Genomic DNA, 13,354 nt, shown 5'->3' with positions numbered 1-13,354 from the left:
AACTGCGCGCAGCGGCGACCTGTTAATTCTGACAGTAGACGAACAACAGATGCCATGGCTTGCTGGAGGCTGGCGAAACAGGGTGACGGCATGACCAACCTGTGGAAGGGGTTCTCCAGCTACACAGTGATCGGGGTCGCCAACACGCTGATCCACTGGCAGCTGTTTTTTGTGTTCAGGACCGCGCTGGACCTCAGCCAGGCCGCGAGCAACGTCCTGGCCTTTGGCGTGGCGGCGTCTTTCTCGTTTTATGTCAACGCGATCTACACCTTTGTCGTGCCTGTCTCGCTGACGCGTTATCTGTTGTTTATGGCATGCATGGGCGGTTTGAGCCTGGGAGTGGGGTGGCTGGCGGACCGTTGGCGCTGGCCGGGCATCGTCACGGTGCTGGGCTTTTCGCTGTTGAGCCTGGTCTGCGGTTTCCTGCTGTCCAGGTGGGTGGTGTTTCGTGAGCGTGGGCAATGAAGATTTCGCTGATCGTGCCGGTGTTCAACGAAGAACAGGCGATCGAGCCGTTCTACCGGGCAGTGCGTGAGGCGCAGGATTTGCAGACTCACAGGATTGAAGTCGTGCTTATCAACGATGGCAGCACCGACCGTACCGCCGAACGTGCCCGGGCGCTGGCCATGGCGGACAGCGATATGGTGCTGATCAATCTGTCGCGCAATTTCGGCAAGGAGGCCGCGCTGTTCGCCGGGCTTGAATACGCGACGGGTGATGCCGTGGTGCCCATGGATGTGGACCTGCAGGACCCGGTCGAGGTGATCCCGCGCTTGATCCATGAATGGCAGGGCGGCGCCGATGTGGTGCTGGCCAAACGTCGTGACCGCTCCAGCGACGGCTACCTCAAGCGCCGCAGTGCGTCGATGTTCTATCACTTGCTCAACCGTATTTCCTACACGCATATCGAAGAAAACGTCGGCGACTTTCGGCTGATGGACCGCAAGGTGGTGGACGTGATCAAGGCGCTGCCCGAACAGCAGTTGTTCATGAAGGGCGTGTTGTCCTGGGCCGGCTTTACCGTGGCCATTGTCGAATACGATCGAGCACCCCGCACGGTGGGCCAAAGCAAATTCAACGCATGGAAACTGTGGAACCTGGCGTTGGACGGGATCACCTCGTTCAGCACGTTGCCGCTGCGCTTATGGAGCTATATCGGCAGTGTGATTTCGCTGATCGCGTTGGTGTACGCCGGGTACCTGGCGTTGGACAAAGTGCTGTTTGGCAATGACGTGCCGGGGTATCCGTCGTTAATGACGGCGATCTTGTTCCTGGGTGGCGTGCAACTGATTGGGATCGGGATACTGGGGGAGTATGTAGGGCGTATCTATATGGAAACCAAACATCGGCCGCGCTATGTGGTTAAAGGCGTTGTGCGTCGGGTAGAGCAAGCCTGCCAAAAAATCGGTGTTTAGCGGGGGCTTAGAGGAGGCGCCGGAACATGTGCATGCATGAATGGTCGAGAAGAGAAAGTTTCATATTCTTTTTGGTGGCGGTTTTAGTCTATGTATATCCATTGATTCTGGCTGACTATTTTTACGTTGAAGACAGTTTCAGGGCCGCGTCCGGGTATGCGTCATGGCGGGCTGAAGGGCGTTTTTTAATTGATGGTTTTTATCATTTCTTATCCCTGTCAAATGGCGCGCCCGACTCTTTTCCATTGGGCTTGCTGGTGGCGGGTTTGTTCATGGCAAAGGCGCTGGAGAAACTCGCATTTCATTATTTCAGTCAGGTGAATGTGTGTTCGTCGGCGGTGGTGTTGCCGATGTTTTTCAGTCCCTTGTTTTTGAGTGATCTCGTTTATAAATACGACGGCCCGGTGATGACGGTAGGGTTGGCGATGATAGTGTTTGCTATCACCTTGAAGTCTGAAAGAAAGTGGGTTGAATGGTGGGGCGCAAGTTTACTGGTTGGCTGTGCACTGTGTGTTTATCAGCCACTCATCAATGCGTTTTTCGGGTTGTGCTGCATCGAGTTGTACAGAGCGATTAACGATCAAAAAACAACCCGCGAGTGGGTGATGTTGGGTGTTGAAAAGGCAGCTCAAGCAGGCGTTGCCGCGCTTTTTTATCTCTTCGCGATCGTGCCGTTCATGGGCAAGGAACGGCAGCGGCTCCTTGCTTTGGATGAGAATTGGCCGATTGTCATCTTCCAGCGCCTGGAAAGCGCTGAAGAACGGATTCGCCCTTTGTACACGGGTGGGCATGCAGGGTTTTTCGCGGTGATGGCGATTCTGTTTGGGCTGGGTTATGCCTGGGCGTGGTGTTCTGGAATGCGTGAAAGACCAGGCTGGGTGAGTAAAATCCTGATGAGTGTGGCTTATGTGTCGATAGTGCCGTTGATGATAATTTCTGTGCCTGGAATCATGCTGGTTTTTTTCTACGAGAATAATGACTCAAGGGCAATGTTGGGGGCCGGGCCTTTGCTGGTTTTTATAGTGCTGGTGATCTACCAGTGGTTAAGTGCTGTGCAGCGCAAGTTAACGGTGTTGGTGGTGCTGCCGGTCATTTTAATGGTGTCCGTTTCTTATAGTTATGGTCGGGTTTTGAGTTTGAAGAGGACGCTGGAAACTGACCTGATGAGTAGTTTGGCCTATTCGATCAGCGCTAATGCAACGCTTGCTTCGGTAAAGGTCTTTTACTTTAATGCCAGTGCTCAGGACTTTTGGTTGCCGGCCTCTGCCGGAACTGTGTCAATCATGCCGGTCATACCGTATCTGGTGGGCGCTGATTTTTTGTTTTTACCAGAGGCGATGGCCAGGGTGGGGATCACCAATGTGGTCCGAGCCAGCCACGAACATTCGGCCGACGTACGCCTGAAACGCGACGCCCGGCCCATAGTCGATAATTTGTTTTACTCCATATATCTGGAAGATGGCGACGGCTATATCGTCATGAAACAACAGCCTCGTGTTAATCCGTGAAGGGTTTTTTAACCCGAGGTTGGGAGCTATACCGCTTCACCTCGCCATCAATGATCACCCACCGGCCCAGGCACTTGGATTTCCAACTGTCAGGCAGTTGCCCGGCGATTGCAGCGAAGTCCAGTAACGGCATGTGAAGCTCCTTGTTTCAACCATGCCGTCGGTGGTCCGGTTCAGCGGGGAAAGGGTGGGCTAGAACGCATCCATCAACAGTACTTTGCACGGCTTGGCCTGATACTCGTTGATCTGCGGCACCAGCCGGGTGAAGTGTTCGGTCCGGCAATGGGTGTCGAGCGCAGCCTGATCGGGCCATTGCTCGATGAAAATGAAGTGCCCTGGGTCTTTCTGATCAACAAACAGATCGTACGAAATGCACAGCGGTTCCTGGCGGGTTTTTTCCACCAGTTCGGCGTACCAGGGCCGCACGATGTCGAGGTATTCGGGTTTGATGAAATCTTCAGCGATGACTTTCAACATGAGCTGGGTCCTTTAAGCGGCGGCGACTTCGTGGGGTTCAAAACTGTCCGCGCGTGCCATCTGCCACATGCGTGAATAGAACTCGCCATTCACTTCACCGGTGAGCAACTCCCCCGGTTTCAAGAACACATGCAACTGCGAGAACAGCTTGATCTCGGTCGCTGACATGCGCCGCACCAGGTGCTTGGCCGACAGCTGCGACGGATGATCCAGGCCTGCTGCCGCGAGCATCTCGGCGAGGGCCTTGAGGGTGTTGCGGTGGAAGTTGAACACGCGCTGGGCCTTGTCCGGTACCACCAGGGCGCGTTGGCGCAGCGGATCCTGGGTCGCGACGCCGGTGGGGCATTTGTTGGTGTGGCAGCTTTGGGACTGGATGCAGCCGATGGCGAACATGAAGCCGCGCGCCGAGTTGGCCCAGTCGGCACCGATGGCCAGTACGCTGGCGATATCGAAGGCGCTGACGATCTTACCGCTGGCGCCGAGCTTGATCTTGTCGCGCAGGTTCAGGCCCACCAGGGTGTTGTGCACGAACAACAGGCCTTCACGCAGCGGTACGCCGATATGATCGGTGAACTCCACGGGCGCGGCGCCGGTACCGCCTTCCTTGCCGTCGACCACGATAAAGTCCGGGAGGATGCCGGTTTCGAGCATGGCCTTGGCAATGCCCATGAACTCCCACGGGTGGCCCAGGCAGAACTTGAAGCCCACCGGCTTGCCGCCGGACAGTTCGCGCAGTTGTGCGATGAACTGCATCAGCTCGATAGGGGTGGAGAACGCACTGTGACGCGACGGCGAGATGCAGTCTTCGCCCATCAGGATGCCGCGCGTCTCGGCGATTTCCTTAGTCACCTTGTGCTTGGGCAGGATCCCGCCGTGGCCGGGCTTGGCGCCCTGGCTCATCTTGATTTCGATCATGCGCACCTGCGGGTTTTGCGCCTGTACCGCAAAGCGCTCCGGGTCGAAGCGACCGTCGCTGGTGCGGCAACCGAAGTAGCCGCTGCCCAGTTCCCAGGTCAGGTCGCCGCCGTTTTCGCGGTGATAGGGGCTGATGCTGCCTTCGCCGGTGTCATGGGCGAAATTGCCGAGCTTGGCGCCTTGGTTGAGCGCGCGAATCGCGTTGGCGCTCAACGAGCCAAAGCTCATCGCCGAGATATTGAACACCGACGCCGAATACGGCTGCGTGCATTGCGGGCCGCCGACCATTACGCGAAAGGCGCTGGGGTCGCTCAGCGGCGCGGGGCGCATGGAGTGGCCGATAAATTCGAAGCCCGACTGGTACACGTCGATCAGGGTGCCAAAAGGTTTGTCAGCCGTTTCGTTCTTGGCGCGCGAGTAAACCAGCGAGCGTTGTGAGCGCGAGAAGGGCAGGGCGTCGCTGTCGGACTCCAGCAGGTACTGGCGGATTTCCGGGCGGATGGCTTCCACCAGGTAACGGATATTGCCCAGGATCGGGTAGTTGCGGCGCACGGCGTGGGGGCTTTGCAGCAGGTCGAAAATGCCGATCAGGCTCAACACGCCGGTGACCAGGGTGATGGGCCACAGCCATTCGTGTTGGATAAAGGGGAGGCTGGCGAGGGTGAAAATGACGCACACGGCAAAGAAGGCGTAACGGCTTAGCAAGGACAGGCTCATACGGTTTCCTTGGGTTCGGACTCTCAGGTCGATCCGGCATTCTGCGCCAGTAACGAAAGGCCAGACAACCTGCAGGTGTACTCAGTGTGATCCCCGTGATGGGACAGACTGGCCCGAAATAGACAATGCGCGGCTATCGGTCAGTTCAAACCGGGCCTGGTTTTCGGTGGTCGAATCTGCCCCGACGAAGACGGTGAACGTGCCGGCTTCAACCACCGGCGAAAAGTCGCTGTCCAGCAGGGCGAAGTCCTCTTGGTCAAGGGTGAAGGTCAGCTCCCGAGCCTCGCCGGGTGCCAAATACACTTTGCGAAAACCGCGTAATTGGCGAACCGGGCGGGTCACGCTGGCGACATCATCGCGCAGGTACAACTGCACGATTTCGTCGCCTGAGCGCGCTCCGGTATTGGTGACGGTGACCGTTACGGCCAACGCTTGGGTGGACGCCAGCCGCTGCGCGCTGAGCCGCGGCGCGGAGTAGCTGAACGAGGTGTAGCTCAGGCCGAAGCCGAAGGGATACAGCGGCGCCCAGTGCTCATCGATGTAGCCGGAAGCATACCTTTCATCGCCGCTGGGCGGACGACCGGTGCTCTTGTGCGCGTAGTAGAGGGGGATCTGACCCACGCTGCGAGGGAACGTGATCGGCAGTTTGCCGCTGGGGTTGACGTCACCGAACAGGATATCGGCCACGGCATTGCCCATCTCACTGCCCAGGAACCAGGTTTCCAGCAGCGCGGGCGCCTGGCGCACGGTCTGTGAGAGCACCAGCGGGCGGCCATTCATCAGCACGATGACCACGGGTTTGCCGCTGTCCAGCAGGGCGCGCAACAGCGCCTCCTGGGCACCCGGCAAGCCCAGGTCCGCGCGACTGCGGGCTTCGCCGCTCTGATCCGCGCGCTCGCCGAGCACGGCGACCACCACCTCGGCAAGGTGGGCGGCCTGCTGGACCTCGATGAGGTTCTGAGTGTCGTCGCTGATGGGCGAAGCGCCGGGCAGGTAAACCACCTCAGTGTCGGGCGCGACGGCGCGGCGTATGCCCTGCAAGACCGTGATCGAATCTTCGGGATGACCCGCCAAGGCCCATGGGCCGATCGTGGCCTCGGCATCCGTGGCCAGGCTGCCGACCACCAGCACGTTACGCAGGTGCTTGGACAGCGGCAGCAGGGCGTCGGTATTTTTCAACAGTACGATGGACTTCTGCGCGGCCTCGCGCGCCAGTGCCCGGTGCTGCGGTGTCAGCACATTGGCCCGTTGCCGCGCCTCATCGCTGTAGCGGTAGGGATCTTCAAGCAGCCCCAGGCGCTGCTTGGCCTGGAGTACGCGGCGCACCGCAGCGTCCACGGCTGCCAGGGAAACCTGGCCATTGCGCACCAGCGTTGGCAGGTATTGGCGGTAAGTCTGGCTGGCCATGTCGATGTCCACGCCGGCGTTGAACGCCAGCCTTGCCCTGTCGGCCGGGCCTCCTGCGATGCCGTGCTGGCTCAGCTCCCAAATGGCGTTGAAGTCACTGACGATGAGGCCGCGAAACCTCCATTGATTGCGCAGCACGCCGGTCAACAGGGCGGTGCTGCTGTGCAGGGGCGTCCCGGCCAGTTCGTTGAACGAGGGCATGATCCCGTCGACGCCAGCCGCCACAGCCGCCTGGAAAGGCGGCAAGTACACTTCCCGCACAGTGCGTTCCGATACGTCGGCGACGTTGTAGTCGCGCCCGCCTTCGGCCGCGCCGTAGGTCACGAAGTGTTTCGCGGTCGCCAGCATAAAGGAGGGGTCTGGAGGCCCGTCACCGTGGAACCCCTGCACTTTGGCGCTGACCAGCGCCGCGCCCAGGAACGGATCTTCGCCGGTACCTTCCACCACGCGGCCCCAGCGCGGGTCGCGGGCAATGTCGACCATGGGGGCGAAGGTCCAATGCACGCCGCTGGCCGTCGCTTCAACGGCCGCCGCGCGAGCGGTCCGTTGTGCCAGGGCAGGGTCCCAGGCCGCGGCTTCTGCCAGCGGAACGGGAAATACGGTACGAAAGCCGTGAATCACATCGAACGCAAACAACAGCGGTATATGCAGGCGCGAATGCGTGACGACCTGTTCCTGCAACTGGCGAGTCCGCTCGAAACCATAGGCGCCGAGGACTGAGCCAACGGTGTTCATGGGCAGTTGCGCCAGTTCGCCCTGGTCAATGACCGGGCCGGTAGGCGTGTCCTGGACGCCGAGTTGGTTGAGTTGGCCAACTTTTTCTTCGAGCGTCATCTGCTGCAACAAGCGCTCGACGGGGTCTTGCTCGCCGGCGCTGAGAGCGCTGCCGCTGAGACTGAACGCCAGGTAGCACAGCGCCAATTTGCTATAGAGCCTCACGGGCGATTGCCGGTGTCAGCCGTTGAAGGGGTACCGATTGCCGTCGAATCCGAATTGAAGGGGTGGTACTGATACAGCCAGGTCTCTGACAGCGGCTGGCCGTCAAGGCGCAGGAAAAGGCGCAATTCCACCGGATCCTTGCCGTCGACGGTCAAATCGAACTGTGCTCGCCAATGGCCGGCGACGCCATCCGGCACCGCTTCGGTAAAGGCCTGGCTGAGCTCGCCTCTGGAGCAACTGATCACGGCCTCTGGCTTGATCCCCGGCGCAAGTTTTTCCAAGGGGGCGCCTTGGAATTCGACCACGAATTTACGCACCCCCACAGGGCGCGGCTGGCCCGGTTGGCCGCCCTTGCCCAGGCGTGTGGCCACGCACACTGCCAATGGCGAAGCGTAGGGCTCCTGGGCCAGCCAGTGCAGGCGATAACGCAGCGCATAGCGGTTGCCCGCTTCCGCTGGCGCCGAGGGCACCCACATCGCGACGATGTTGTCGTGGATCTCGTCGTCGGTGCCGTTTTCCATCAGTTGCACGCTGCCGTCGCCCCAATCGCCCAATGGCTCGACCCACAGGCTGGGACGCCGCTGGTAATTCACACCATCGAGGTAGTGGTCAAAATTGCGGTCGCGCTGTAGCAGGCCGAAGCCCTTCGGTTGGTGGTCGCTGAACGCCGAAACCATAGTGCGTGGCGGGTTGTTCAAGGGACGCCAGATACGTTCTCCGTTGCCGGTCCAGAGCCCCAGGCCGTCACTGTCGTGGACCTCGGGGCGCCAGTCGGCGGCGGTGCGCTTGGCGGTTTCACTGAACCAGAACATCGAGGTCACCGGAGCAATGCCCAGCCGGCTGACGTTCTTGCGCAGGAAAAACGTGCAGTCGATGTCCATGACCACGCCCCGTGTGCGGTGGATCTCGAAGCGGTAGGCGCCGCAGATACTGGGACCGTCGAGCCGCGCGTAGAGGGTCATGGCGTTTGCGTGTGGGTTCTTTGGCGGCTCGAACCAGATGTGGGTGAAGTCGGGAAATTCTTCGGCCTTGCCGGCTTGTGCCACTTCCAGGGCAATCGCCCGTGCGGATAGACCGTACTGGTACAACTCGCCGATGGCCCGGAAGTACGACGCGCCAAGAAAGGCCACCCAGTCGTTCTGTTGCCACGCCAACCTGGCCTGGTCGCCCAGGCGGCTTTCCTGGATACGAAAGCCGGCGAACCCACTGTTATGGGGCAAGGCATGGGCCGGGCTGTCGCCTGGCATATCGAAGTACGCCGGGTCGTAGACGATCTCACGGGCGATGCCGTTGTCCAGGACATACATCCTCACGGGGGTGCGAAAAAACGACCCCAAGTGAAAGAAGGTCACGGGGAACTTGCCGGGGCCTTTGGCGAACAGGGCACGCTCGGGTTTGAAGCGGATCTGGCCGTGGGCGGCGTAGTCGAGTCTCGCCAGCAGCGTGGCCGATGCGGTGCTGGGGTAGGTGTAGGGTTTCAAGGCATCGGCTTGTGCCTGTTCGATCAAGTCTTCGAAGGAAAACGCGCTGGGCGGGTCGGTTGTATCGGTCGCCAGGGCGCCCCTGCCCAGTGGCGTGAGCAAGGCGCCCAGTGAAGCGTATGTGAGGAACTCGCGGCGCGTAGACATGGTGTCCTTTCCTTCGACGATGAGGGTCCAGGCCTCACGTTCAGCACACCTCCGGCATGCAACCGTGTTGCTTGTGTGGAGTGTCGAGTTGGGAAAAGAGTCTGTCTACTGTCAGAAATAACAGGTTGTGGGGGAGGACGGATGGGTCGGCGGCGTGCCCTACGCCGCCGTCTGCCGAATCGGCAGTACCACGCGGAACGTCGTGCCCTTGCCCAACTCGCTGCTGACAGAGATATCGCCACGGTGTTTCTTGACGATGCCGTAGGAGAGCGATAGCCCCAACCCCGTGCCTTCACCCACCGGCTTGGTGGTGAAAAACGGATCGAAGATTTTCTGCACCGACTCGGGGGCAATGCCGCAGCCGTTGTCTGCCACTTCCAGCCATACGTTCTCGCCGTCCACACCGTTGCTGATGGTGATGGTGCCGCGCTCCGGCCCCATGGCCTGCGCCGCATTGATGACCAGGTTCATCACCACCTGGTTGAGCTGCGAGGCCAGGCATTCGATCTCTGGCAGCGGCGCGTAGTGCTTGACCACATCGGCCTTGTACTTGAGTTCGCTGGCAACGATGTTCAGCGTGGAGTCGATGCCCTGTTGCAGATTTGCGAATTGCCAGGCCTGGTCGTTGTCCACCCGCGAAAAGTTTTTCAGGTCCTTGACGATCTGCGCCACGCGACCGATGCCTTCCTTGGACTCGCGGATCAATATCGGAATGTCATCCTGTAGAAAGTCCAGTTCCAGGCGGATACGCAATGCCTTGAGCTGCTCGTGCTGTTCACCCGTGGCGAGGGTTTCTTCGGCCTGCCGGTAAGCCTCCAGCATCTGTTGCAACTGGTTGAAGTAGCCGTCGAGCGTACTGAGGTTGGACGAGATAAAGCCCACCGGGTTGTTGATCTCATGGGCCACGCCTGCGGCGAGTTGGCCCAGCGAAGCGAGTTTTTCCGACTGCACCAGTTGGCTTTCCAGGTGCTTGCGCTCTTCGATTTCCTGCTGCAGCGCTTGCGTGCGTTGTTCCACCAGCCGTTCCAGCTGGGTGGTTTGCAGGGTGGCGCGGCGGGCCATGTCCCATTTATTGGCCAGGGTGTTGGCCATCTGCTGGACTTCGATGTTGTCGAACGGCTTTTTCAGGATCAGCAAGCGATCATGGCCGTGCAGGCGCTCCAGCAGGTCTTCCCAGGAATAGTCCGAGTACGCGGTGCACACCACCACTTGCAGGTCGGGGGCGACTTTCCAGAGTTCTTCTATGGTCTTCGCACCGTCCCAGCCTTGGGGCATACGCATGTCGACAAACGCCAGGGCATAGGGCTGCTGTTGCGCCATGGCGGTGATGAGCAACTGCAGGCCTTCTTCGCCGCCATAGGCCGAGTGCAGTTCGAACACCTTGGCCTGGGCTTTGGCGGTATTGCCGAAGAGTGCCGACTCCATGTCATCCAGCACCTGGTTGGATTCAACGGCAGGCATCAGGATCTTGCGGAAGTCATCGTGAATCGACGGCGTGTCATCAATCAACAGGATGCGCCGGTTGGGAGGCTGGTTCATACGGGACTTCCGGCAGGAGTGAGGGGGATTGTCAGGGTGAATATTGCACCTTGGCCCGGCCCGTCGCTATGGGCGGTGAGCTGTCCATTCATTTCCACGGCGGCCAGTGCGCAGCTGTGCAGGCCGAAACCGTGACCTTCCTTGCGAGTGGTAAAGCCGTGGGTAAATATGCGGGTCATGTTCTCGGCCGGTATGCCTTCACCTTCGTCCTTCACACTGATCTGCAGGGTGTCATCATCCAGCTGCAGGACCGTCAGGGTCATCTGCCGTGGCCGGTCGGTGAGGTTGGACATGGCGTACTTGGCGTTGCTGATCAGGTTGACCATGATCAGCAGCAAGCGGTGTTTGTCGCCGAGGACTTCCGGTACCGGCCCATAGTGCTTGACCACCGTGACGTTGTGCCGGCTCAGTGCCCCCGCGTTCATGCGCAGGGCGTCCTCCATCAAGGCGCTGATCTGCACCGGCTCCTTCAGTGAGGCTGCCCCCGCATAGGATTGTTGGGTGGAGACGATGTCCTTGATGTGGTCCACGCTTTTGCTCAATTGCCCCAGCTCCTCGATCAGGCCTTGTTGCTCGACGGCAATGGCGTCCACCAACTGGTTCAAGTAGCCGGGCAGCAGCTTGCCCTTTTCATCCTCGGTGATAAAAGTGCCCAGGTCGCCCTGGCGCTCGTTGATCAGCTGCATGGCTTTGCCCAGGCCCATTGCCTTGCTGCTGCGCAGTTTGCGGGTGACCAGGTCGGCGGAGATGTTCACGCTGTTAAGCACGTTGCCGACGTTGTGCAGCACGTTGGTGGCGATCTCCGCCATGCCGGCCTGGCGCGCGCTGTCCATCAGCTCGCTTTGGGCATCCTTGAGCTGTTGGGTGCGCCGTTCCACGCGCTGTTCCAGGGTTTCGTTCACTGCCTGCAGGGCGCGATTGACGCGGTTGATCTCGGCGAAACTGCGCAGCAGGCGAATCGTCAGGTACAGCAGCAGGGCCACCAGCAGGGTCGAGAACACCAGCAGGTAGCGGTGGTATTGCTGTTCGACCAGGTCGACGGCCTGTTGGTCCTGGTTGAGGTGGGTGGTCAGGTCATCCAGGCGTTCGGCCACCGGGATGGCGGCGATCTCTTCGAGCAAGGTGTTCACCACGGGCTGCTCGCGCAGGATCAGTTCGATGTGATTGCTCAGGATCTCCACCGGGGCGCGGAACTCGCTGGGCAGCAGTTCCTTGTTGACGGCCAGCTTGCCGAGGCCGACGAGGATGTCGGCGGCGCGCTCTTCGGTGGTGACCTGGGCGAATTCCAGGCTGCTGAGCAGCAAGTCGTAGGTGTCGGTGGCCACGCTTTGCAGTGGCAGTTTTGTGTCGTCGTTTACCTGATTGAACTGCGCCTGGATATCGTCTTCGGCCGTCGGCAGGAAGGCCAGGGAATTGCGCAACACGGCATTGTGGGACTTGAACTGGTCGATGCGCCGGGCTTTTTCCTGGATGGCGGCTCGATAAGCCTGCTGGCTGGCCTGCCAGCCGGACAGGTCTTCAGGACTGCGATGCGAGTTGTGCGATTCCAGCTCTGCCCCCAGCCGGGTCATTTCTGTCAGGGGTGCCACCAGGGGGTCGTAATTGTGGGTAATGGCGATCCTGGCCTTGAGCACTTCGCTGTCCCACTGGGCGTTAAGTTGCTGTAGCTGCCGGATCAGGTCCCTGGACTGGGTGTAAGAGGACGCCTGGTTGCTGGACGACTTGACGTACAGAAAGATCAGCGTCGAGGCCAGCAACAGGGTGATGAACCCCAAGGCCAGGCTGGTGCGGCGGCGATAGAGGGTCATGACGGTCTGCTCATAAAGGCTTGCCCGACCATTCGCCGGTCAAGGTCTTGAGAAACTGGATAATCAGGTCTTTATCCTCCTGCGAGGGGTTGCGCCCCAGTTGGAACTTGAACATGACGTCGACCGCTTCTTCCAGGGTCTTGGCCGATGCATCGTGAAAATACGGCGCCGTGACCGCGACGTTGCGCAGGCTGGGCACCTTGAACACGTGGAGGTCTTCTTCATCCTTGGTCAGCAGGTAACGCCCCAGGTCCGACTCGACGGGGTTGCCGCGTGCCTTGAAGTAGTCGCCCATCACCCCGAACTTCTGGAACATGTTGCCGCCGATGTTGATGCCCTGGTGACAGGCGATGCAGCCGTAATCCTTGAAGCGCTGGTAGCCGTACTTTTCCTGGATCGTGAGGATTTCCGTGTTGCCCAGCAGGTATTGGTCAAACCGTGAGTTGGGCGTCAGCAGCGTGCGTTCGTAGGTGGCCAGGGCGTTTTGCACGTTGGCTGCGGTCACGCCATCGGGGTAGGCCTGTTTGAACGCTGCCTGGTAGACGGGCAGGGCGGAGAGGTTCTGCACTACGGTTTTCCAGTCGCTGCCCATTTCCACCGGGCTGATGACCACTTGCTCGACCTGTGCCTCCAGGGTGTCCACCCGGCCGTTCCAGAACTGTTTGAAATTCAGGCTGGCGTTGAACATCGAAGGGGTGTTGATCTCTACGGGCTTGCCGTCGAAACCGATGGAGAACGGTTTATTGTCGGCGCCCCCGGATTCGAGGTGATGGCAGCTGGCACAGGACAGCGTGTTGTTGACCGACAGGCGCGGCTCATTGAACAGTTTGCGCCCCAGCTCGACCTTGGCCGGGTCGAGTTGCGGTACCGGTGGCAACGGTTTGAGCGCTTCGTCCAGCGGCGCGGCCGTTACGGTCATCCCCAGGCTCAACCCCAACGTCAGGATGAGGCCGAAACAGTAGGTTGAGACGTCGCTCAAGCGAGCACTCCTTGCAAGCATA

The 13,354-nt window shown here is 60.0% G+C and carries 10 protein-coding genes; 3 read left to right on the top strand and 7 right to left on the bottom strand.

Translation table 11 applies throughout. From position 1 onward, the window contains the following. Window positions 1-90 precede the first annotated feature (90 nt). The 3 genes from J1G35_RS19625 to J1G35_RS19615 are packed head-to-tail and all read left to right on the top strand — an operon-like array spanning window position 91 to window position 2,923. Entirely contained in the window at window positions 91-465 is a 375-nt protein-coding gene (locus J1G35_RS19625) for a GtrA family protein (RefSeq protein WP_053133569.1), read from the top strand. Then, window positions 462-1,415 (top strand): glycosyltransferase family 2 protein, encoded by a 954-nt coding sequence (locus tag J1G35_RS19620; RefSeq protein WP_223015770.1) that lies wholly within the window; start codon window positions 462-464, stop codon window positions 1,413-1,415. Before J1G35_RS19625 ends, J1G35_RS19620 begins: the two co-directional genes overlap by 4 nt. A gap of 32 nt (window positions 1,416-1,447) precedes the next feature. Continuing rightward, complete coding sequence (locus J1G35_RS19615; RefSeq protein WP_223015769.1) at window positions 1,448-2,923, top strand: glucosyltransferase domain-containing protein; 1,476 nt, start codon at window positions 1,448-1,450, stop codon at window positions 2,921-2,923. A gap of 192 nt (window positions 2,924-3,115) precedes the next feature. Here J1G35_RS19615 and J1G35_RS19610 read toward each other — a convergent pair whose 3' ends face one another. The 7 genes from J1G35_RS19610 to J1G35_RS19580 form a co-directional block, all read right to left on the bottom strand. Next, window positions 3,116-3,400 (bottom strand): putative quinol monooxygenase, encoded by a 285-nt coding sequence (locus tag J1G35_RS19610; protein WP_053133560.1) that lies wholly within the window; start codon window positions 3,398-3,400, stop codon window positions 3,116-3,118. A 12-nt stretch (window positions 3,401-3,412) separates the two neighbouring features. Then, the gene (locus J1G35_RS19605; protein ID WP_223015768.1) at window positions 3,413-5,032 is read right to left on the bottom strand and encodes an FMN-binding glutamate synthase family protein; all 1,620 of its coding nucleotides are present in this window, start codon (window positions 5,030-5,032) and stop codon (window positions 3,413-3,415) included. An 81-nt stretch (window positions 5,033-5,113) separates the two neighbouring features. After that, window positions 5,114-7,378, bottom strand: a complete 2,265-nt coding sequence (bglX, locus tag J1G35_RS19600) for a beta-glucosidase BglX (RefSeq protein ID WP_347709462.1) — start codon at window positions 7,376-7,378, stop codon at window positions 5,114-5,116. After that, window positions 7,375-9,006, bottom strand: a complete 1,632-nt coding sequence (locus J1G35_RS19595) for a glucan biosynthesis protein D (protein ID WP_223015767.1) — start codon at window positions 9,004-9,006, stop codon at window positions 7,375-7,377. Before J1G35_RS19595 ends, bglX begins: the two co-directional genes overlap by 4 nt. Before the next feature lie 159 nt (window positions 9,007-9,165). Next, window positions 9,166-10,545, bottom strand: a complete 1,380-nt coding sequence (locus tag J1G35_RS19590; RefSeq protein WP_223015766.1) for an ATP-binding protein — start codon at window positions 10,543-10,545, stop codon at window positions 9,166-9,168. Continuing rightward, a complete protein-coding gene (locus tag J1G35_RS19585) occupies window positions 10,542-12,353 on the bottom strand; it encodes a DAHL domain-containing protein (RefSeq protein ID WP_223015765.1) in 1,812 nt (603 codons plus the stop codon). Before J1G35_RS19585 ends, J1G35_RS19590 begins: the two co-directional genes overlap by 4 nt. A 10-nt stretch (window positions 12,354-12,363) precedes the next feature. After that, complete coding sequence (locus J1G35_RS19580; protein ID WP_053133542.1) at window positions 12,364-13,332, bottom strand: cytochrome c peroxidase; 969 nt, start codon at window positions 13,330-13,332, stop codon at window positions 12,364-12,366. Window positions 13,333-13,354 lie beyond the last annotated feature (22 nt).

This window comes from Pseudomonas sp. SH10-3B (assembly GCF_019891415.1).
Classification (GTDB): Bacteria; Pseudomonadota; Gammaproteobacteria; order Pseudomonadales; family Pseudomonadaceae; genus Aquipseudomonas.
The sequence above is the reverse complement of the archived record's forward strand: the minus strand, read 5'-3'. Positions and strand labels throughout refer to the sequence as shown.